At 67.0% G+C, this 21518-nt stretch carries 21 protein-coding genes and 1 pseudogene; all 22 read right to left on the minus strand.

The features are described from left to right. Positions 1–73 precede the first annotated feature (73 nt). The 22 genes and pseudogenes from AC3WL7_RS02090 to flgB all read right to left on the minus strand — a co-directional run bounded on the left by AC3WL7_RS02090 (position 74) and on the right by flgB (position 21472). Positions 74–1579, minus strand: a complete 1506-nt coding sequence (locus AC3WL7_RS02090) for a sigma-54 dependent transcriptional regulator (RefSeq protein ID WP_200733804.1) — start codon at positions 1577–1579, stop codon at positions 74–76. Continuing rightward, positions 1576–1953, minus strand: coding sequence for a response regulator (locus AC3WL7_RS02095; protein WP_049460600.1), 378 nt, complete (start codon positions 1951–1953; stop codon positions 1576–1578). The genes AC3WL7_RS02090 and AC3WL7_RS02095 overlap by 4 nt, the downstream gene beginning before the upstream one ends. Positions 1954–1967: 14 nt before the next feature. Further along, positions 1968–3377, minus strand: a complete 1410-nt coding sequence (rpoN, locus tag AC3WL7_RS02100) for an RNA polymerase factor sigma-54 (protein WP_079221827.1) — start codon at positions 3375–3377, stop codon at positions 1968–1970. A gap of 373 nt (positions 3378–3750) precedes the next feature. Next, positions 3751–4383, minus strand: coding sequence for a response regulator (locus AC3WL7_RS02105; RefSeq protein ID WP_079221828.1), 633 nt, complete (start codon positions 4381–4383; stop codon positions 3751–3753). A gap of 91 nt (positions 4384–4474) precedes the next feature. After that, positions 4475–5053: a PilZ domain-containing protein gene (locus AC3WL7_RS02110; RefSeq protein ID WP_079221829.1), complete on the minus strand. Its 579-nt coding sequence runs from the start codon at positions 5051–5053 to the stop codon at positions 4475–4477. Then, the gene (locus AC3WL7_RS02115; protein ID WP_079221830.1) at positions 5050–5340 is read right to left on the minus strand and encodes a hypothetical protein; all 291 of its coding nucleotides are present in this window, start codon (positions 5338–5340) and stop codon (positions 5050–5052) included. The genes AC3WL7_RS02110 and AC3WL7_RS02115 overlap by 4 nt, the downstream gene beginning before the upstream one ends. After that, positions 5337–5753 (minus strand): flagellar export chaperone FliS, encoded by a 417-nt coding sequence (gene fliS / locus AC3WL7_RS02120; RefSeq protein WP_492749145.1) that lies wholly within the window; start codon positions 5751–5753, stop codon positions 5337–5339. Before fliS ends, AC3WL7_RS02115 begins: the two co-directional genes overlap by 4 nt. 128 nt (positions 5754–5881) lie before the next feature. Next, entirely contained in the window at positions 5882–7219 is a 1338-nt protein-coding gene (fliD, locus tag AC3WL7_RS02125) for a flagellar filament capping protein FliD (protein WP_079221832.1), read from the minus strand. 183 nt (positions 7220–7402) lie between these two features. Then, complete coding sequence (locus tag AC3WL7_RS02130) at positions 7403–9007, minus strand: flagellin N-terminal helical domain-containing protein (RefSeq protein ID WP_492749146.1); 1605 nt, start codon at positions 9005–9007, stop codon at positions 7403–7405. Between the two features lie 223 nt (positions 9008–9230). After that, on the minus strand, positions 9231–10013 hold the full coding sequence (locus tag AC3WL7_RS02135) for a flagellin (protein WP_492749312.1): 783 nt from the start codon (positions 10011–10013) through the stop codon (positions 9231–9233). A gap of 24 nt (positions 10014–10037) precedes the next feature. Further along, positions 10038–10781 (minus strand): annotated as a pseudogene (locus tag AC3WL7_RS02140) (flagellin N-terminal helical domain-containing protein); the annotation flags it as partial. An 86-nt stretch (positions 10782–10867) separates the two neighbouring features. Then, positions 10868–12076 carry a flagellar hook-associated protein FlgL gene (gene flgL, locus AC3WL7_RS02145; protein WP_492749147.1) on the minus strand — a complete coding sequence of 403 codons (1209 nt, stop codon included), beginning with the start codon at positions 12074–12076 and terminating at the stop codon, positions 10868–10870. Beyond that, entirely contained in the window at positions 12073–13953 is a 1881-nt protein-coding gene (gene flgK, locus AC3WL7_RS02150; RefSeq protein WP_283220290.1) for a flagellar hook-associated protein FlgK, read from the minus strand. Before flgK ends, flgL begins: the two co-directional genes overlap by 4 nt. 8 nt (positions 13954–13961) lie before the next feature. Further along, positions 13962–15173, minus strand: coding sequence for a flagellar assembly peptidoglycan hydrolase FlgJ (gene flgJ, locus AC3WL7_RS02155; protein ID WP_492749148.1), 1212 nt, complete (start codon positions 15171–15173; stop codon positions 13962–13964). 1 nt (position 15174) lies between these two features. After that, positions 15175–16317 (minus strand): flagellar basal body P-ring protein FlgI, encoded by a 1143-nt coding sequence (locus AC3WL7_RS02160; RefSeq protein ID WP_254051575.1) that lies wholly within the window; start codon positions 16315–16317, stop codon positions 15175–15177. 2 nt (positions 16318–16319) lie between these two features. After that, positions 16320–17012 carry a flagellar basal body L-ring protein FlgH gene (gene flgH / locus AC3WL7_RS02165; protein ID WP_492749149.1) on the minus strand — a complete coding sequence of 231 codons (693 nt, stop codon included), beginning with the start codon at positions 17010–17012 and terminating at the stop codon, positions 16320–16322. A 22-nt stretch (positions 17013–17034) separates the two neighbouring features. Further along, positions 17035–17820 (minus strand): flagellar basal-body rod protein FlgG, encoded by a 786-nt coding sequence (flgG, locus tag AC3WL7_RS02170; RefSeq protein WP_079221839.1) that lies wholly within the window; start codon positions 17818–17820, stop codon positions 17035–17037. 103 nt (positions 17821–17923) lie between these two features. Further along, positions 17924–18673: a flagellar basal body rod protein FlgF gene (locus AC3WL7_RS02175; protein WP_492749150.1), complete on the minus strand. Its 750-nt coding sequence runs from the start codon at positions 18671–18673 to the stop codon at positions 17924–17926. Positions 18674–18705: 32 nt separating this feature from the next. After that, the gene (gene flgE, locus AC3WL7_RS02180; RefSeq protein ID WP_079221841.1) at positions 18706–19929 is read right to left on the minus strand and encodes a flagellar hook protein FlgE; all 1224 of its coding nucleotides are present in this window, start codon (positions 19927–19929) and stop codon (positions 18706–18708) included. A gap of 32 nt (positions 19930–19961) precedes the next feature. Next, a complete protein-coding gene (locus tag AC3WL7_RS02185) occupies positions 19962–20642 on the minus strand; it encodes a flagellar hook assembly protein FlgD (RefSeq protein WP_492749151.1) in 681 nt (226 codons plus the stop codon). Between the two features lie 23 nt (positions 20643–20665). Next, the gene (gene flgC, locus AC3WL7_RS02190) at positions 20666–21073 is read right to left on the minus strand and encodes a flagellar basal body rod protein FlgC (protein ID WP_079221843.1); all 408 of its coding nucleotides are present in this window, start codon (positions 21071–21073) and stop codon (positions 20666–20668) included. A gap of 3 nt (positions 21074–21076) precedes the next feature. Further along, entirely contained in the window at positions 21077–21472 is a 396-nt protein-coding gene (gene flgB, locus AC3WL7_RS02195) for a flagellar basal body rod protein FlgB (RefSeq protein WP_079221844.1), read from the minus strand. Between the last annotated feature and the right edge of the window lie 46 nt (positions 21473–21518).

The raw sequence follows: 21518 nt of genomic DNA on the forward strand, positions 1-21518 counted from the left end.
TGCAGCGGCGCCAGAAAAAAGAACGCCCGGGCAAGCCCGGGCGTTCGTGTTCCTTTCATGCGGGTCAGGCTGCTCAGCCAGCCAGTTCGGCCTGCTCGCGTTCGATGCCGTACTTGCGCAGCTTTTCCACCAGGGTGGTGCGGCGCAGGCCAAGCAACTGGGCGGCGTGGGCGACCACGCCCTGGGTGCGTTCCAGGGCTTCGTTGATCAGGCCCAGTTCAATCGTTGCCATGTGGTTGCGCAGGTCCAGGCCGTCGTCCGGCAGGGCTGCAGGCGCGGTGCCACGGTTCACGGCGATGCCGTGTTCCAGCGCCGGCTGGCCGCCGCTGCCGGGGGTGTGGAAGGAGAAGCTGCGCAGGTCCAGGCGTTCCTCGCTGGCGGCGACCGGCGCCGGCGCGGGGGGCGCTACCGGTGCCAGCGCGGCATCGCCACGGTAGCGGGCCGGCAGGTCCTGCACGCGCACCGAGCCACCCGGATGCAGCACGGCCAGGCGCTCGACCAGGTTGGTCAGTTCGCGCACGTTGCCGGGCCACTCGTAGCTGGCCAAGGCCTGCAGCGCTTCGGGGGTGAAGCGCACTTCGCCGCGGCCGGTGCGGCCGAGCTGCATGGCGATGGTTTCCACCAGCGCCGGCAGGTCTTCGCGACGCTCGCGCAGCGCCGGCACTTCGATCGGGAAGACGTTGAGGCGGTAGAACAGATCCTCGCGGAACTTGCCTTCGGCGATGCGCGTTTCCAGGTCGCGGTGGGTCGCGGCGACCACGCGCACGTTGCAGCGGATGGTCTGGTTGCCACCGACGCGCTCGAAGCTGCGCTCCTGCAGCACGCGCAGCAGCTTCACCTGCATCGGCAGGCTCATGTCGCCGATCTCGTCCAGCAGCAGGGTGCCACCTTCGGCCATTTCAAAACGGCCCTTGCGGGCGGTCAGCGCGCCGGTGAAGGCACCCTTTTCGTGGCCGAACAGCTCGCTTTCCAGCAGGTCGGCGGGAATGGCGCCGCAGTTGATCGCCACGAACGGGCCATCCCGGCGCGGCGAGCGCTGGTGGATCGAACGCGAGACGACTTCCTTGCCCGTGCCCGATTCGCCCAGCACCAGCACGGTGGTGTCGAAGGCGGCCACCTGCTCGATCATCGTGCGCAGTCCGGTCACGGCCGGGCCGTTGCCGGTCGGGCCCTGGTCCTGCACGGCACCGGCCTGGTGCTCGGCATCCAGGCGCTTGAGGCTGGCGCGGCGCAGCAGGGCTTCCATCTGCGCATGGCGCAGCGGGGCTTCCAGCGGCCAGATGTTGGCTTCGTGCAGGCCGTGCTGCTGGGCAAACGCCGCAGCTTCACCGTCGGCCAGCAGCACCGGCGGCGGCAGGCTGCTGCCGCCCAGCCAGGCGTACAGCGCGGTACTGGCAGCGCTGTCGTCCAGGCTGCCGACGATCACCGCCATCCAGTCGTTCTGGCGCTGGCGGCCCAGGTCGAAGTCGGCCGCGTCGGAGACCCAGCGCGGATTGAAGTCCATGAATTCCAGCAGGGCAACGGTGCGCTCGGCACGCACGGCGTCGTTGTCCAGCACAAGGATGCGCGATTCACTCACGATCGATCCTCCCTGAGGCCTTCCAGGATCGGCATGACTTCCTGGATGTACGACAACTTGCTGACGAAATTGTCGGCGCCGGCGCGCAGCGCGTGCTCGCGGTGCTCGACGTCGTCGAAGTGGCTGGCGATCACGATGTACGGGGCATCGTCCTGCGACTTGATCAGCCGGGTGGCCTGCAGGCCACCCATTTCCGGCATTGCCAGGTCCATCAGCACCACCTGCGGGCGCAGCGACTCGGAACGCTCGATCGCTTCCAGGCCGTTGCCGGCGCTGCCGACGATCTGCAGCCAGTCGATCTTGCGGAAGTGGCGCATCGCCGCGTTGATGAATCCCTCATGGTCATCGACCAGCAGAACTGTGAGCTTGTTCATGTCCAACATCCTTTTCAGCCCACGCGGGCCAGCTGTGGTTGCCTGGCGCTGAGCCGGCGCCGTTCGCGGGCCGGGGCGATATCCAGTTGTTCGCGGTATTTTGCGACGGTTCGGCGGGCAATGTTCACCCCCTGGCGCGACAGCAGGCCGGCGATGGCCTCGTCAGCCAGCGGGCGACCGGCCGGTTCGGCGTCGATCAGGCGGCGCACCATTGCCTTGACGGCCTGGCCGGAGACGCTGGCGCCTTCCAGGCGCACGGCGAAGAAGTGCTTCAGTTCGAAGGTGCCGCGGGGGGTCTGCAGGAACTTGCCGGTGGTGATGCGGGACACCGTGGATTCGTGCATGCCGATCGCTTCGGCCACTTCCTTCAGGGTCAGCGGTGCCATGGCTTCCTCGCCACGCACCAGGAACGCGGCCTGGCGCTCGACGATCACCCGCGCGGTGCGCAGCAGGGTGTCGTAGCGCATCGACAGGCCGCGGCTGAACCAGCGTGCTTCCTGCAGCATTTCGCGCAGGGCCGGGGCGGCGTCGCTGGTTTCGGCCAGCGCCTGTTCGTACTGGCTGTTGATCGACACACGGCGGCTGGTGGCCGGGTTCAGGGCCACCTTCCACTGCTCATCGGCGTGCCAGGCGACCACGTCGGGCACCACCACCGCATTTCGCTCGGGCAGCAGGCTGTCGCCCGGGCGCGGCTGCAGTGACAGGATCAGGCGCACGGCCTCGCGGACGTCGTCCACTTCGGCGTCGTGCTGGCGGGCCAGGGCAGGGTAGTCGTGCGCGGCCAGGGCTTCCAGCGCGCCTTCCAGAATGCGTGCGGCCAGGTGCCGGGCCGGTACCACGCCGTGCAGGCTGTACAGCTGCGCCAGAAGGCCTTCGCGCAGGTCCTGCGCGGCCATGCCGGCCGGTTCGCCGTGCAGCAGCTGCTGGCGGATGGCTTCCACGCCAGCGCCATCGATATCGAACTGCGCACTGGCCAGCAGCTGCAGTTGGTCCAGCGGGGCCTGCAGGTAGCCGGCTTCGTCGCAGTGCTCCAGCCAGAAGGCCGCCACGGCCAGCTCGCGCTCGTCCAGGTCCAGGGCCAGGCGCTGCAGCACGCGCAGCTGCGGGTCGCTGGACTCGCCCGCAGCGATGCGCGCCATGCGGTCGTCGTCGCCATCCTGCCAGCTGCTGCCGGCCACGTCCCACATGGACGACTCGGGCAGCTCATCGAAGGCTGCCGTTTCCAGGGTGGTGGTGCTGGCGTCGGTGGCGTCGGCCGCCGGTGCTTCAGCGTCCTCGATTTCCAGCAGCGGGTTGGAATCCAGCAGGCGCTGGATTTCCTGTTCCAGGTGCAGGCCGTCCAGTTGCAGCAGTCGGATCGACTGCAGCAGCTGCGGCGTGAGGTGAAGCGTCTGGCCCAGCTGGGTCGAAAGTGCAGCCTTCATTTCAGTTCCCCGGCGCCGCTCCCCGACGCCTTGTGGAACACATCTTGCTTTTGATCCCGGGCAGGCGGAATCGGGGGGTTCCTGAGTGCGCTGGTGGTATTCCCGACAGGTTGTAGGGGTATTCCCTACAGCGTCGCGGGAAGTTGACGATGTTCCGCGCCAAGTTGTTGATTTGTGGTGGCCGGGCTGCGCGTCCGGGGCGCCTGTGTGTACGGAATTCCGTCAGGGCGTGTCGGGGTGACGGAATCCTGTCGTCGCCGCGCGGGCCGGGACGGGGGGTAGAGTCGACTGTCAGTCGACTCCCGCGCAAAGTGCAGTCGACCAACGGTCGACTCTACCGACGAGGCAGAGCACAGTCGACCAACGGTCGACTCTACTCGAGCTCGTGCTGGTGCCGTGCTGCCAGCAGCAGCAGGTCGTTGGCGCGGCGGCAGCCGAGCGACTCCATCATGCGGGCGCGGTGGGTCTCCACCGTTTTCACGCTGATACCGAGGTCGGCGGCGATTTCCTTATTGCTCTCACCTTTGCCGATGCGGCGCAGGATCTCGCGCTGGCGCGGCGACAGGGCGGCGATGCCCGTGGGCTTCTCACGGCCCAGCATCGGTGCCAGCATCTTGGCCGAGATCTGCGGGCTGAGGAACACCTGGCCGGCGTGCGCGGCGCGCAGCGCCAGTTCCAGCTCCTGCGGGGCGGCATCCTTCACCACGAAACCCACGGCGCCACGGTCCAGTGCATCGCGCACATGGGCGGCGTCGTCGTGCATGGTCATCATCACGATGCGCGTACCGGGCGAGCGCAGGCGGATGTCGCTCAGCGCTTCCAGGCCGGTACGGCCGGGCAGGGACAGATCCATCAGGACCACGTCGGGTGCGTGCTGCAGGGCCATCTGCAGGGCCTGCTCGGCGTTGCTCGCCTCGGCCACCAGCTGCACATCGGCAAACCCCTGCAGCAGTCGCGCCAGGCCGGCCCGAACCAGGGTGTGATCGTCGACGATGAGAACTCGCACAGGCACGTTGCTGGTCCGTGAGGGGAGACCACCTTAACTTAGCTGAACGGGCACGCCAAGGGCCGTCCGTCCCGCTGCCGGGTGCCAGGTTTCAGCGCGCTCGCCGCGCTTCGGCAACCTGACGCCGATGCAAACGGAACAAGTGCCGTTCCATGGCCATTTCCAGGCCATCGCCAAGGCGGTTGAAGCGCAGCCACAGGAAGTGGCCGCCGCTGCCATCGGCCGCTTCGGCGATCACGTCCACCGGCAGGTCGATGTTGTCGGGCAGCCAGTCGCTGGGCTGCAGGCGTACCACCCCGGCCTGGCCGGGCAGGGCGCCGCTGCGCGGGCCCAGCTGCAGGCGGATGCCGCGGCGCGACCAGCGCACCGGGCGCAGGGGCAGGTCCTGGCCCTGCTGGCGCACCAGGCGGCCCAGCAGCACCATGGTCAGGTCCAGCTTGGCTTCCAGGCGCTGGATCTGCAGGCTGGCTTCGCTGCGTTCGTCGTGCTCGTCCCCGCGGCTGTCCTCCACCAGCGCCAGGCTGCGCAGCAGGCCTTCGGCACTGCTGGTGCGGCCCGCCGCACTGCCGGCCTGGAACTCGGCCGGCAGGGCCAGTTCGCAGCTGAGCGTTTCATCGAACAGCTCGCTCTCGGCAGGGTGGTGCAGCGACGTGGTCGGCAGCAGGGTCATGCCAGCGATTCTGCCTTCAGGTACGCATGGGCGGCGCGAAGGGAGCGGCCCGTGTGCTTGAGGTGTGCGGCGGCTTCGTCGCGCAGGCCGATCATGCGGGCCAGCACGCGCTGCTGGTGGTCGCGCAGGGCAAGGATGGCCTCGTTGCTGGGGCGCTCGACCACCATCGACAGTGCGGCCACGGCCTGCAGGTGCTCGGCCATCAGGCGCTCGCTGGTGTCGTAGTCATCGCCCGGCAGGCTGGCGTCGAGCGTGTCCAGCGAATCGTGCAGTGATTGCAGGTTCACGGTGCCACCGCCTTGATGTGGCGCTGGTCGGCCGGAATGGCGTTCCAGGCCGAGTCGATTTCGACCATCAGGCCCAGCGCTTCCTGCAGCGCGGTGGAATCGTTGTGCAGGTTGCCTTCGGTCAGGCGCATGATGACGAAGTCGTACAGCGCCGACAGGTTGCCGGCGATCTCGCCGCCGGCCTCATGGTCGAGCGAACCATGCAGGTGGCCGACGATCGCACAGGCTTCGCCGATGGCCTTGCCCTTGCGCGCCTGGTCATTCTGCTGCAGCGAGGCTTCAGCGGTGCGGATGCGCTCGCATGCACCGGCCAGCAGCAGGGCCACCAGCTTGTGCGGATCTGCGTCCACGACCGAGGTGGTCACACCGACCTTGCGGTACTGCTCGGCGAACTGCCGATTGGAACCGTACATATATGGAATCTCCTGGAATGCCTGCCCATCCGCGCGGGTAGGGGCATGGGTTCGGCACGGGGTCTAACCTGTTATCGGCGCAGGTGGCGTGCTACTTGAGTGCCACCTGCACGGGAAAAGCGCGTGGATCAGCCGAGCTGGTCGATCAGCGAGCCGCTGGCGGACTGCATCTGCGAGACCATCTTCTCCATCGCGGTGAACTGCTTGGTGTAGCGGTCGGACACTTTTTCCATGCTCTTGTCGAGATCGTCCAGCTGCTTTTCCAGCGCCTTGATCTGCTTGTTCAAGGTGGCCTGGCGCTGGGTAATCGTGCCGCTGGTGGTATCCAGGGTGCTCTTCATCAGCTCGGTCATCGGCTTGGCCAGCGCACCTTCGGCACCGAACAGCTTGTTGGCCGCTTCCGGGTTCTTCGACAGCGCGGTGTCCAGCTTGGCCGCATCCAGGCTCAGGGTGCCATCGGCGGCGATGGTCAGGCCCAGGTCCTTCAGATCGTTGACGTTGCTGCTCAGCTGCGTACGCAGCTGCTGCTGCAGGCCGCGCACCATGGCATCGCCGGTCATCGTCGAGGCGGTGTTGGTTTCGGCGTTGTAGGCGCTGGAGCTCTTCAGCGTCGACTGGATCGAGTTGTAGGCGGTGATGAACGCGTTGAGGTTGGTTTTCAGCGTGCTGTTGTCGGGGGCGATGGTCAGCGTCTGCGGCTCGCCTTCCTTGGCCTTGGTCAAGGTCAGGCTGACACCGGGCACCAGGTCGGTGATGGTGTTGGAGCTGCTGGTACGGGTGAAGCCATCGACCACGACCACGGCATCCTTGGCCGGCACCATTTCGCTCATTTTCGAGGCGTCGGTGCCGTCATAGACCAGGCTGGACAGCCCGCCATTGCCGCCGCTGGCGCTGACCTTCAGCGCGCCCTTGGTGCCCGAATCGACGGCGGTGAGCACCAGGTGCTGGCCATCGTCGGCGGTGACCACCGCAGCGGTGACGCCCTTGCTCTGCGCGGCCGAGTTGATTTCCGCAGCGATCTTCTCCAGCGTCGCGCCGGCTTCGATCTCCACGTTGATGGTCTTGTCGCCGTAGGCAATCGACAGCGTACCGTCACCCACGACGGCATCCTTGGTGTAGGCCTGCGAGCTCAGCTTCTGGTTCTGCGCCAGTGATTTGACTTCCACCTGGTGGGTACCCGCCGCGGCCTTGCCGGCCGTGGTGCTGGTATCCAGCGCGGCGGTGAAGTTCGACTCGGTGGGCGTGGTCAGCTTCATGCCGGGCTTGGCCATGCCCGTCACCAGCGTCTTCAGCGCCGTCTGCAGGGTGGTCATGCCGCTCTTGATGGTGCCCAGCGCCGACAGTTTGGCGCTGGCCGCAACGCCGGCCGAGTTGATCTGGTTTTCGCGGGGCTCGCGTTCCTTGGCGGTCAGCTGGGCAACCAGCGAGGGAATGTCGAGACCTGTACCAATCGTGCCGATGGCCATGCGGGGAATCCTTGTTCTTGGACGGGCCGTTCAGGTGTCCTGCACCTGCTATCGGCCGGGGATGGGCGAGCTTGAGCGTTGAAACGCTTCCCCACCCGGTGCAAGGCGCGTGCCAACCGGCCGCCGGGCACGAAGAAGGGGGCTTTCGCCCCCTTCCCGTTACTGCAAGGTACTACCGCTGGATCAGCGCAGCAGGCTCAGCACGTTCTGGCTGGACTGGTTGGCCTGGGCCAGCATGGCGGTACCGGCCTGCTGCAGGATCTGGTTGCGGGTCAGCTCGGCGGTTTCCGAAGCGTAGTCCACGTCGCGGATGCGGCTGCGGGCTGCGGACATGTTCTCCGACGAGGTGTTCAGGTTGGCAACCACCGAGGTGAAGCGGTTCTGGATGGCGCCCAGGTCGGCACGGGCCGAGTTGATCGAGTTCAGGGCTGCGTCCATCGCCAGGATGGCGTTGTCTGCACCGCCGACCGAGGAGATGTCCAAATCGGCGAAGCCGGTCTTGGCACCGCCAGCGGCGTAGTTGGTGGTGGCAGCGGCGGTCAGGCCGGTCTGCTCCAGCAGGTCGGCAGCGTCGGTCGAGCCAGCAACGCCCACGGTGAAGTCGCCTTCCTTGCCGGTCAGCTGCACCTTGCCCTCGACCAGCGCTGCGCTGACGCCGGTTTCGTGCGTCTTGGCGTTCACGGCGTTGACCAGCTGGGTGGCGCGATCGCCAGCCGAGCCGACCGCGGTCAGGTCGATCTGCACCGCCGAGGTGGCAGCGCCATCCAGCGTGCCGGTGATGGTGAAGCTGGCGGCGCCGAACTTCGACGGGATCGCTGCTTCGCCAGCCACACCGTTGGTGCTGGCGGCGGTCGGGCCAGCGAAGCCCGGGGCGGTGCCGTAGGCAGTGCCGGCGACGGTCTGGGCGCGGGTGAAGTTGGTGCCGTCAGCGCGGGAGACCGTCAGGCTGCCCGCGGTGATGGCGCCAGCGATGGTGGTGGCCGCACCCAGGTCCAGGCTGAAGCCGTTGACGGTGCCGGTACCGTCGGCGCCGAAGCCGGCGGTGACGAAGGCAGCGGCGTTGCTTGCTGCATCCGAAGCGCCCGTCACGGTGACAGCCAGGGTGGCGCTGCCTGCAGTGAAGGTCTGGGTAACGCTGCTGGTCGCATCGCCGCCGGCGGACGCGGTGAATGCACCCATGGCCTTGGTGGCGGCAACAGCCGGGACAGCGGCGACGGCATCACCGTTCGGCACAACGCCGGTGGCGGTTGCCGAGGTGGTGGCGCTGGTCCAGTTGCCGAGCTTGCTGATGTTGGCGTTGGCAACCTGCGAGATGTTGATCGTCTCGCCCTGGTTGGCGCCGATCTGGAAGGCCTGGTTGGTGAAGCTGCCGTCCAGCAGGCTGGTGCCGTTGAAGTTGGTCTGCTCGGCGACGCGCTGGATTTCCTGCTTCAGCAGCTGCACTTCGGCGTTCAGCGCCTGGCGGTCGGAAGCGGAGTTGGTGGCGCTGCGGGACTGCACGGCCAGTTCACGGACGCGCTGCAGGTTGTTGCCGATTTCACCCAGGGCGCCTTCAGCGGTCTGGGCCAGCGAAATACCGTCGTTGGCGTTGCGGGCGGCCTGGTTGGCGCCGCGGATCTGGGTGCTGAAGCGCTCGGAGATGGCCAGGCCGGCGGCATCGTCCTTGGCGCTGTTGATGCGCAGGCCCGAGGACAGGCGCTGAATGGTGGTGGCCAGGTTGGTGCCGCTGGTGCTCAGGTTGCGCTGGGCGTTCAGCGACATGGTGTTGGTGTTGATGACTTGTGCCATGGTGCGGTTTCCTTGTTGGCAGTGTGTCCGGCAGAGCAGCCTGACCGGTTTCGGGGGGCAGTGGCTGGCTTCCCCCCAAGGGGTGTGCTACCGCTGCTGAAATCAATAACGGCACTACCCCTCCGGCCTTTAGGAAAGTTTCGGTGCTTTTTTCCCGGGGCAAACGAAAAGGCCCCGCCATCTGCATGGCGGGGCCTCGGTACAGCTCAGGGTGCGGCGTCGGTTACGACTGCAGCAGACGCAGCACGTTCTGCGGCACCTGGTTGGCCTGGGCCAGCATGGCCGTGCCGGCCTGCTGCAGGATCTGGCCACGGGTCAGCTCGGCGGTTTCCTGCGCGTAATCCACGTCGCGGATGCGGCTGCGGGCGGCGGACAGGTTTTCCGAGTTGGTGTTCAGGTTGGCGATGGTCGAGGTGAAGCGGTTCTGGATCGCACCCAGGTCGGCACGCGCCGAGTTGATCGACTGCAGCGCGGCATCCATGGCCAGGATGGCGTTGTCAGCGTTGGCCTGGTTGGAGATGTCCAGCTCGGCAAAGCCGGTCTGCGTGGTGCCTGCGGCGAACGAGGTACCGGTGGTGGCGCTGCTGCCGGCGGTCAGGCCGGTGGCATTGGCCAGCTCGGTCGCGCTCAGGGTGCCGCCGATGGTGAAGTTGCCTTCCTTGTTTTCCAGCTGCACCTTGCCGTCGATCAGCGATGCGGCCACGCCGGTTTCGTGGGTCTTGGCGTTGATGGCATTCACCAGCAGGGTGTTGCGCTCCGTTGCGGTCTTGGCGGCGCCGACGGTGATGTCGACCACGCCGCTGCCATCGGCTTTGGTCAGCGTCAGCTGGCCGGCGGTGACGGCCGGGTAATCAGCGGCGACGGCAGGCGTGCCGTCCTGGTGGTTGGTGGCGAAAGCTGCGGTTGCGAAGCCTTCACCGGCACCGGTACCGGTAACGGTGATCGCCATGTCGTTGCCATCGGCACGCGAGAACGCCAGCGTGCCTGCGGCCACGGTGCCGGTCATGGTGATGCCGGCGGCAGCGAGCGCGTCGGACTTGTTGGCCAGGGCGGTGGTGAGGTCGGCCACGCTGACCGCATCACCCGCAGCAGCGGTATGGATTTCAACGCCGCCCACCGAGAAGGCGAACCCACCCGCAGCGGCAGAGGCAACCGGAGTGAAGTTGCCCGACACGCCGGAGGTGGTCGGCGTTGCAGCTGCCGCACCGCCGGTTGCGGCCTGGCCGGTCACGCTGGCCGGGGTCGAGGCGCTGGTCCAGTCGCCCAGCTTGTGCACGTTCGCATTGGCGATCTGCGAAATGTTGATGGTCTGGCCCTGGTCGGCGCCGATCTGGAAGGCCTGGTTGGTGAAGCTGCCGTCCAGCAGGCTGGTGCCGTTGAAGTTGGTCTGTTCGGCGACGCGCTGGATTTCCTGCTTCAGCAGCTGCACTTCGGCGTTCAGCGCCTGGCGGTCGGAAGCGGAGTTGGTGGCGCTGCGGGCCTGGACGGCCAGTTCGCGGATGCGCTGCAGGTTGTTGCCCACTTCACCCAGTGCGCCTTCGGCGGTCTGGGCCAGCGAGATGCCGTCGTTGGCGTTGCGCGCGGCCTGGTTGATGCCACGGATCTGCGTGGTGAAACGCTCGGAAATGGCCAGGCCGGCGGCATCGTCCTTGGCGCTGTTGATGCGCAGGCCCGAGGACAGGCGCTGGATCGAGGTGGCCAGCGAGCTGCTGCTGGTGGTCAGGTTGCGCTGAGCGTTCAGCGACATGGTGTTGGTGTTGATGATCTGTGCCATGGTGCTTCTCCGTGGTTGCTCGGTTCGTTTCGGTGAGGAAAGGCGCGGGACGCGCCGTGCTGGAAGTCAGGTGGAACGGGAAGGGGTCAGCCGATCTTGTTGAACAGGGACATCGCCTGCATCTGGCTGAAGATGGTCTGGGCGGCTTGAAGGGCAGCGTTCTCCAGCTTGTATTGGCCGATCGCATCGGCGTAGTCGAGATCGCGCATCGTCGAGAGCGTGCTCTTGACGGTGACGGCAGTGGCTTCGCGGGCGCTGGCCGCGGTATCGATGGCGGCCAGCTGCGCACCGCCCTTGGCACGGGCATCGATCATCGTTTCCGAGGCCCGGTTGAGGTCGCGGATACTCGACTGCAGGGTGTTCTGCAGTGCCGTGCGCTGGCTTTCAGTGGACGGGTCGGTTTCCAGTGCCGCGACCAGGTTGTCCAGGGTGGAGAAGATGTCGCGGGTACCCGCGTCGCTGATGTTGAATTCGTCCCCGGCCGCCGGCGCGCCTTCGATGCGCATGCTGACGCCGGCCACGACGATGTCTTCGCCGGGCTTGTGGGTGCCGCTGCCCACCACCGTGCCGCTGCCGTCCACGACCTCGTAGGCCCCTTCGGCGGTGCCGGTGAAGCGCACGTTGAGCGTGCCGCCGGCCCAACTACCGCTGCCATCGCGGCTGATGGAGGTGAGCAGGCCGCTGCCACTGTTGCCGGCGGCAGCGCTGGCATCCACGCGGCCATCGCCGGTGGGGATGCGCATGAAGATCTCGCTGCCGGGCAGGGCATCGGACACCAGCTGGCCGGGCGCAACCTCCACCTGGCGCTGGTTCTGGTCGCCGTTGTAGGTGACCGTGCCGCCGGACAGCTTGAACGGCGCATCGGCGTCGTTGCTGCCGCCGAACAGGTAGCGGCCGCTGCCATCGCGGGAGTTGGCCAGCGACAGCAGGCTGTCCTGGATGGTCTTCAGTTCGCTGACGATGGCCTTGAGGTCACTGGACTTGGGTACCGGGCTGTTGGCCTGGATGCTCAGTTCAACGGCGCGCGACATCAGTTCATTGACCTGCGCCAGCGCGTTTTCCTGCAGGCCAAGACGGTTCTGCACGCTGTTGGCGTTCTTGCCGAGCTGCTCGAGGCCGGCCACGACGCGGTCCAGTCCAACGGCGGTGCCGGCACCGACCGGATCGTCCTTGGCCGAGCTGATCTTGCTGCCGGTGGCGATCTGCTGCTCGAGGTGGCTGATCTTGGACTGCTTGGCCAGCATCAGCGATACCGACTGGTTGAACATCATCCCGGTGGAAATGCGGCTGCTCATCGGCGGATTGCTCCCAGGATGGTCTGGAACATGTTGTCGGCGGTGGAGATCAGCTGCGAGGCGGCCTGGTAGGCCTGTTGCAGGCGCAGCATGTCGGCGGCTTCTTCATCCAGGTTCACGCCGGAAATCTCGTCGCGGGCGGACTGCGCCTTGTCCGAGATGACCTGCTGCGCATCGAGCGAATACTCGGCCGAGCGTGCGGCGGCGCCGACCTGGGTGGTCAGGCCACCGAGCGCGCCGTTGAGGGTGACCGTGCCAGCGTTGAATGCCTTGGCATCCTCGACCTTGGCCAGCAGCGCGGCGTTGCTGTTGTCGGACGAGCCTGCCGGGGTAGGGGTGATGTTGAAGGTGTCGCCGGTCTTGGGCGCGCCATCCAGCACGAAGCTCCAGCCGTTGGCGCTGATGGTCTGGCCGGGCGTATAGGTCTGCGGCGCCCCGCCATTGATGGTGTAGGTCGTGGCCGAGGTGAACACGATCGCGGCAGGGTCGCGCAGGTTGGCGTTGCCGACGTCGGTCACCGCAACGCCGGTCAGCTTGCCGGTACCGGTGTTGGCCAGTGCTGCCGTGCCCTTCACGGCGGCGGCGGCCGCGATGCGCGAGGGATCGGTGATGGCCGTTTCCAGGCTGCCGGCCACGCCGGCGGTCGGCTGCAGCAGGAACCGGTCGTTGGTGGCCGGGGTGCCGCTCACCACTAGTTCGACGCCGTTGATCACCAGCGGATCGGTGGCGCTGCCAGTGCCGGTCAGGGCAACGCTGGCGCCGGTGTCGGCGCGGCTGGCCTGCCACTGCGTGCCGTCGAACTTGAGCACGATGTTCTGTGCATCCAGCTTGGACAGGTCGCCATAGGTCGCCGTGATGCTGCCGGTGCCGGCGTTGCTGGTATTGGGGGTGACGCGCGGGTTGCCGATGTTGAAGAAGTCGCCACCCATCTGGCCATACAGGTCCACGCCCTGGCGGTGGGCCTGGTTGAAGCTCTCGGCCAGGCCGACCGCGAGCTTGCCCAGTTCGGCCTGGGCCGGGGTCAGCACGGTGTCGCGGAACTCGAGCATGCCGCCGATCTTCCCGCCCACGGCCTTCGGGTCCAGGGTGATCGTGCCGCCCTGGGTCTGCAGGGCGAGCTGCAGGCGCTCGGGCTGGTAGGGGTCGGTCACCGTGGTGACCTTGGAGGCCGTCGTGCCCACCACCAGCGCATTGCCGCCGGCGGTGTAGACGTTCATCACGCCGCCATCCTGCACGACCGCGGTGCCGCCGGTGTAGCCGACCAGCTGCGAGATCAGCTGGTCGCGGCGGTCCAGCAGGTCCGGCGCGGCGTCGGTCACGTTGCTGCCGATGGCACCGTTGATCTGGGCGATTTCCTGGGCCAGCCGGTTGATTTCGGTGGCACCGGCGATGAGCCCGTTGTTGACCTCGCTGCTGAGGTTGTTCATCTGCGTGTTGAGCTGGCCGAAGCGGCTGGCCAGGGCCTTGCCGCCATCGAGCAGGCTCTGCCGGTCGGCCGTGCCTGCGGCATTGGACGACAGGCCGCTGACGGCATCGAAGAAGTTGGACCAGGAGCCGGCGACGTTCGTGGCCGAATCGGAGAACAGGGCGTTGACCCGGTCGGCCATGGTCGACAGCTGCTTCAGGCGCGCGAGTTCGCCGCTGCTGTCGAGCAGCCGCGAGATCGCCAGCTGGTCAGCAGCGCGGCGGATGTCGGTGATCCGGGTGCCGCTGCCCACCTCGCCAAACCCGTAGTTCTGCGGATCGGCGGTGGCGAAGTCGACCTTCTGCCGGCTGTAGCCGGGCGTGTTGATGTTGGCGACGTTATGGCTGGTGGTCGCCAACGCACGCTGGAAGGCGAGCAGGGCACTGGTACCGGTGGAAAGGACGCTGGACATGGGGTTCCTCAACGACGGGTGATACCCAGCGCCGCTGTCGCGGTGCTGGCGAAGGTCTGGCCAAGGCGCGTGCCGGCGTCGGTCACGGCGGCCACGGCGCGCTCGATGGTCGGGCCACCGGCGATCGCGGCGATCTTGGCCGCGTAGCGCGGATCGGTGGCGTAGCCGGCGCGCTGCAGGCCACGGGCGAAGCCCTGCACGTCGGTGCCGGCCTGCAGTGCCTGCTGGTAGCGCGGGCTGGTCTTCAGCAGGCGCACGTAGTCGGCGAAGCTCTCGGCGGGCGTGCTGTAGGCGCGGAAGCTGGCCGTTTCGTTACGGCGCACGCCATCGACATACTCGTGGGTACCGGCGACGGCGCTCTGGCCCTTCCAGCCGGTGGCCTTGATGCCGAACAGGTTGTGCGAGGTGCTGCCATCGGCGTGCTTGATCTGGCGCTTGCCCCAGCCGGTTTCCAGCGCGGCCTGGGCCACCAGGGCGCGGGCATCGACGCCCAGCTCCTTGGCCGCGCTCTGTGCGTGGCCCCAGATGCTGGCCACGAATCCTTCGGGCGTGTTCGCGCCCAGCTGGGCCACGGCGGTGCGGGTGGCCAGGGCATCGGCCGGCGTGCCCATGCTGCCGCGGTTGCTGGCGGTGGCCGCCCACTGGTCGTTGCTGGCCGCCCAATCGTCGCCGTCGATGCTGCTGGCATACGGATCGCTGGTGCCCAGCGAACGGTGCATGCTGCTGCTGTCGCGGCCGGCAATCAGGTCCAGTGCCTGCTCCATCGGTGCCAGTGCGGGGCTGGCCGCGGCCTGCGCGCCCTCCTGGGCGCCTGCCGCCATCTGCTGCAGCATGCGCACGGCCTGGCTGGCATCGTCCAGCGACAGCGAGGGCGCCGCCTTGGCCGGTGCATTGAGCTGGTAGGCGCGGCTGGCCTTGGCCGGGTCCACGCGGGTATCCAGCGCCGGGCCGTCGGCCTGCTGGCCGGACAGCTGGCGGCTGATGATGGACGACAGGCCCAGGCCTTTGCCCCGGGTCATCGCCTCGGCGATTTTCTGGTCGTACATCTCCCGGAACATCTTGTTCTCACCGGGGAACAGCGAATCACCGAAGCTGGCATCACGCATGCTCTTGACCAGCATCTGCGCGAACTGGCCTTCCAGCTGGCGCGCGACCTTGTCGATCTTGGCAGGGTCGGTCTGCTGTGCAGGATTCAGGTCGAAGGTGGGATTGATGCGCATGTCAGATCACCTCGAGTTCGGCGCTCAGCGCACCGGCCTGCTTCAGCGCTTCCAGGATCGCGATCAGGTCGCCCGGGGCAGCGCCCACGGCGTTCACGGCATGTACGATTTCATCCAGCGTGGTACCGCCGTTGAACTTGAACATGCGGCTGCCATCGTTGGTGGCCGTCACCGTCGACTGCGGGGTGACCACGGTCTGCCCGCCACCGAAGGCATTGGGCTGGCTGACGTTGGCGTTCTCCTGAATGGTCACCGTCAGCGAGCCATGCGAGATCGCGGCCGGGCCGACGCGCACCTGCTGGCCGATGACCACGGTGCCGGTACGCGAGTTGACCACCACCTTGGCCGGGGCGCTGCCCGGGGTCAGTTCCAGGTTCTCGATGCGGGCCAGCAGGCCGATGCGCGCACCCGGGTCGGTCGGTGCGGCCACGGCGACGGTCACGCCATCGACGGCACGCGCAGCGCCCTCGCCGAAGGCGTTGTTGAGCGCAGCGACCATGCGCGAGACCGTGGTGAAATCGTTCTGGTGCAGGTTCAGGGTGATGTCGCCGCCGTTGGCCAGCGGATCGGGCAGGGCGCGTTCGACGGTGGCGCCGTTGGGAATGCGGCCCACGCTGGGCACGTTCACCGAGACGCGCGAACCATCCTTGCCCTGCGCGCCGAAGCCGCCGACGATCAGGTTGCCCTGGGCGATGGCATAGATCTGCCCATCGGCGCCGCGCAGCGGGGCCATCAGCAGCGAACCACCGCGCAGCGACACCGCGTTGCCGATGGAGGACACGGTGATGTCGATCGGCTGGCCCGGCTTGGCAAACGGCGGCAGCTCGGCGTGGATCGCCACGGCGGCCACGTTCTTCAGCTGCGGGTTGACGTTGGCCGGCACGTTCACGCCCAGCTCGCCGAGCAGGTTCTTCAGGCTCTGCACGGTGAAGGGCGCCTGGCTGGTGCGGTCACCGCTGCCATCCAGGCCCACCACCAGGCCGTAGCCCACCAGTGCATTGCCACGCACGCCGCCCACCTGGGCGAGGTCCTTGATGCGCTCGGCGCTGGCCGGGAAAGCAACGGCGAGCACCAGGAACAGCGATCCGTAGAGCGACGCCGCGCGTCGCTGCAGGAAATATCGGAATGAAATCTTCATGGCCATACTCAGAACGGCGTCAGGCCGGAATTGAAGAAGCGGCTCAGCCAGCCCATCGCGTTGGACTGCGCGACCGGGCCGCGGCCGCCGTAGACGATGCGGGCTTCCGCCACGCGGCTGGAGGGAATGCTGTTGTCCGGCGCGATGTCGCCCGGGCGCACGATGCCCTGCACCTGCACCAGTTCGTCGCCCTGGTTCAGGCGCAGGTTCTTCTGCCCCTGCACCACCAGGTTGCCGTTGGGCAGGCGCTGCACCACGGTCACCGTCACGCTGCCCTGCAGGCGGTTGCTCTGCGCGCTGTTGCCCTTGCCGGTGAAATCACGCTTGCCCGAAGCATTGGCGCTGAGCACGTCCTTGCCACCCAGGGTTACCGGCGCACCGAAGATCGACGGCGTGCCGATGCTCAGGTTCGATTCCTTGTTGGTGGCGGTGTTGGCGCTGGTCGTGGCGGTGGTGTTCTCAAGCAGCGTGATGGTCAGCAGGTCGCCGACATCGCGTGCGCGGCGGTCCGAGTACAGCTGCAGCGTGGGGCCGGCGGCATAGATCGCGCCCGCGGTCGGTGCGGCCTGCGGCGGCATGATCGGCTGGATCGGCGCCATGGCGGGGTAGGGGCGCACGTCGCCGGCGATCACGCAGCCGCCAAGCAGGGCGGCCACGGCGCAGGGCAGGGCGATTCGGGCAAGGGTGGAGAAGGACGACATGGCGGTATCCCGTTGGCGACGGTCAGACGTTCTGGTTCAGGTAGCCGAGCATCGCGTCGGTGGTCGAAATGGCCTTGGCGTTCATTTCGTAGGCGCGCTGCGTTTCGATCATCGAAACCAGCTCCTCCACCACGTTGACGTTGCTGCCTTCCAGCGCACCCTGCACCACGTTGCCCAGGCCGTTCAGGCCGGGGTTGCCGTTCTGCGCCGGGCCGGAGGCGGTGGTTTCCAGGAACAGGTTTTCGCCGCGGGCCTGCAGGCCGGCCGGATTGACGAAGTCGGTCAGGGTCAGCGCGCCGATTTCCACGGTGGCGGCGTCGTCGGCCATCTTCACGCTGATGGTGCCGTCGCTGCCGATGGTCACCGACTGCGCGCCTTCGGGAATCTGGATGCCCGGCTGCACCGGGTAGCCGCTGTTGGTGACCAGCTCGCTGTCCTGGTTGATCTTGAACGAGCCGTCACGGGTATACGCCGAGCTGCCATCGGGCATCTGCACTTCGAAGAAGCCGCGGCCGTTGACCATCACGTCCAGTGCGCGGCCGGTCTGCTGCTGGCTGCCCTGTTCGAAATTCTTGGCGGTGGCCACCACGCGCACGCCGGTGCCGATCTGCAGGCCGGTCGGCAGCTGCGTCTGCGCCGACGATGCGCCGCCAGGCTGGCGCACCTGCTGGTACAGCAGATCCTCGAAACTGGCGCGGTCCTGCTTGAAGCCGGTGGTGTTGGTGTTGGCGAGGTTGTTGGAAACCACCGACATGCGCATCTGCTGCGCATCCAGTCCGGTTTTCGCGATCCACAGTGCCTGGTTCATCTTCGAAGTCCTGTCTGGGTGAAGCCGGCCGCGCGGTGCGGCCCTTGGGTGAAGTAGTGCAAGCGGCGTGCCAGCAACGGCGCGTGCCGGTGCCGGAATTCCGTCAGCCGCCCAAGCGCAGCAGACTGTTGGCGCTGCGTGCGTTCTCGTCGCCGTGCTTGATCACCTGTACCTGCATTTCGTACTGGCGCTGCAGCTGGATCATCTGCACCAGCGCACCGGCTGCATCGACGTTGCTGCCTTCCAGCTGTCCGCTGTGCACCGTCGGTCCCTGTGCCTGTGCGAACGGCTGCTGCGGGTCGGTGTTGGCGAACAGGCCGTCAAGGCGGCGCTCCAGGCGTTCGTCGGCGGCCTGCACGATCTTGATGCGGCCGATCATCGCCATCGTCTGCGGGCCTTCGCCCTGCGGGATGATCGAGATCGTGCCGTCGTGGCCCACTTCCATCGCCTGGTAGGGCGGGATGGCGATCGGGTTGTTGTTGTCGTCCAGCACCGGATGGCCGCTGGAGGTCACCAGCTGGCCGTTCGGGGTGACCGACAGCGCGGCGCCACGGGTGTAGGCCTCGCTGCCGTCGGTGGCCTGCACGGCCAGCCAGGTGCCGGTCTGCAGCGACAGGTCCAGCGGCTTGCCGGTGATGTGCTGCGCGCCGGCGGTGCGGTTGAAACCGGCGTCGACGTGCAGCGCATCCACCCGCGAGGCAAAGCCCTGGCCACGGATCGGGAAGGCTTCGGTGTTGGCCAGCGCTTCCTTGAAGCCGGGGGTGTCCGAGTTGGCGAGGTTGTGGCTGAGCGTTCCCTGCGCCTGCAGGGAGGCGCGGGCGCCGGTCATCGCAACGTAAAGGGCTTTATCCATGGGGGGCGTTCCGTGACAGGTTCAGCAGGTCATCAACGGATGTTGATGACGGTCTGGGTGATCTGGTCCTGCGTGGTGATCATCTGCGCGTTGGCCTGGAAGTTGCGCTGCGCGGTGATCATGTTCACCAGCTGCTCGGTCAGGTCCACGGTCGATGCTTCCAGCGCGCCGGCCTGGATCTTGCCGAGGTTGGAGCTGTCAGGCGCGGCGGTGCGCGGGGTACCCGACTCGAAGGTTTCCACCCACAGGTTGTTGCCCTTCTGCGCCAGGCCCTGGGTGTTGTTGAAGCTGGTCAGTGCCACCTGGCCCAGCGGCTTGTCATCGCCATTGGAGTAGCGTGCGTAGACCACGCCGCTGTCGGACACGGTGATCTCGTTGAGCTTGCCGGCCGCATAGCCGTCCTGCTGCGTGTTGCGCAGGGCGAACTTCTCGCCGTACTGGGTCGAACCGCTGATATCCAGCGTCATGTTCAGTTCGCCCGCACCGGTGGTGGGGGTGAACGTGCCGAGGCTGATCTTGGCATCGGCCGGGGTGGTGAGCTTGCCGCTGTTGTCGAACGCGATCGCGGTCGGAGTACCGGCCGGTTCGCCATCGACGTAGTTGTGTACGGTCCAGCCGTTGGTCGCGGCGTCCTTGACGAAGTAGGACACCTGGATGTGGCTCACGCCCAGCGAGTCATAGACGGTGATGCCGCCGCTGGACTGGTTGTAGCTGTTGGAATCGGTCGGATCGAAATCGGCGACCGTCGGCTGCTTGGCGTTGGCGGGCAGGGTGAAGCCCACCTTCACTTCGCTGGTCTGCTTGGGCGGGCTGTCGGTGGTCAGCAGCTGCAGGTCGACCAGGCGGCCGGCGTCGAAGCTGGTGCCATCGGCATTGGGTGCGAAGACCTGCAGGCGTGCGCCCTGCGGGTTGACCACGTAACCGGCCGAGTCGGTCTGGAAGTTGCCGGCGCGCGAATAGACGCGTGCGCCGTTCATGTTCATGGTGAAGAAGCCCTCACCGGAAATGGCCATGTCCAGGCTGCGGCCGGTCTGGTCGTTGTTGCCCTGGATGAACTGCTGGGCCACGTTGGTGACGCGCGCACCCGAGCCGGTCTGGTTGTTGGACAGGCCATAGCTGGTGGCGGCGAACAGGTCGGCGAATTCGGCGCGCGACTGTTTGAAGCCGACCGTGTTGACGTTGGCAACGTTGTTGGCGGTTACGCTCAGGTCGGTATTGGCGGCGTTGATGCCGGACAGCGAGACGTTGAAGCCCATGGGATTGCTCCTGGTAGATGCGGGGGTGCGGCTCAGCTGACGCGGAGCACGTAATCGATCGGGGCCGTGCCCAGGCCCTTGAGGTTCAGGTACAGGCCGTCGGAACCGACGGTCACGCTTTCCACCGGCGCCTGCACGTAGGTGGACAGCTTGGTGCTGGTGCCTGCGGTGTCGACGTGGTTGGCGACGATGGAGTACTTGCCCGGCGCCATGCGGTTGCCGTTGGCATCCTTGCCGTCCCACTTGAACGCCACTTCGCCGGCGGCAGCGGCTTCGACACTGATCGAGGTGACCTTGCTGCCGTTGGAATCGGTGACATCGACGGTGACGATGCCGGCGGCGGGTGCTGCCACGGTGCCGCTGACATCACCTTCCGCTTCGAGCACCAGCTTTTCCGAGGGCACCAGCACTTCGTGGCCGACCAGTGCCGCGCCACGCAGCACCTGGTCGCTGGCCATCGATTCCTGGAAGCCCTTCACCGAGGTGTTGAGGTCGGTGATGCCCTGCACGGTGGACATCTGCGCCATCTGCGCGACCATCTGCGTGTTGTCCATCGGCTTCAACGGATCCTGGTGCTGCAGCTGCTCGGTCATCAGGCGCAGGAAGTCAGCCTGGTCGAGCGTGTTCTTCTTCTTGGTGCTGTTGCTGTTGGGGGCGTTCAGGCCGAGGGCGGCGTAGACGTCCTGGTTGGTCTGGGTGGTGACGGTGGTCATGCGGTAATCCTCGCGGGCGCGCCTCAGCGGCCCATGGTCAGGGTGGCCAGGGCCAGTTCCTTGGCGGTGGTCAACATCTCCACGCCGGCCTGGTAATTGCGCGAGGTCGAGATCAGGTTGACCATCTGCGCCACCGGATCGACGTCGGGCTGGTAGATGTAGCCATCGGCGTCGGCCAGCGGATGGCCGGGCTCGTAGCGCTTGATCGGCGCGGCATCGCTCTGGGTGATTTCCTTGACCTTGACCGAGGTGATGTTCGGATCGGTCTTGCTGGTCACGGCCTGGAAGATCGGCTCCAGCGGCTTGTAGACCGCGTCGGCCGAGCCGGCGATGCTGTCGGCGTTGGACAGATTGGAGGCGATGGTGCTCATGCGCACCGACTGCGCCTGCAGTGCGGAGCCGGCGATGTCGAAGATCGGCAGGTTGCTCATGGCTTACTGCCCCGTGATCGCGGTGAGCATGGAACGGACCTTGCTCTCGACGAAGCTGAGCGAGGCACGGTATTCCAGCGCGGCGCGGCCATAGGCGGCGCGCTCGGCATCGGGGTCGACGGTGTTGCCATCAAGGCTGGGCTGTACGCCTTCGCGGGCCACCTGGAACGGGTTCAGGCCACTACTGATCTCGTAGTGCCGTTCGCTCGTGGTGGTCATCAGGCCGTTGGCATCCAGGCCCTGCGCGTTGCGCAGGGCGGCGTCGAAGTCCAGGTCCTGGGCCTTGTAGCCGGGGGTATCGGCGTTGCCAAGGTTGCTGGCGATCAGCTTCATCCGCTGTTCGCGCAACGGCATGGCCTGGGCATGTACGCCCAGGTAGTCGGTAATCAGGTTGCGCACGGTGCACTCCCACGGGAACGATGCCCGGGAAGCTGCAAGCGGTGTG

Source organism: Stenotrophomonas sp. FW305-3-2-15-E-LB1 (assembly GCF_058787375.1).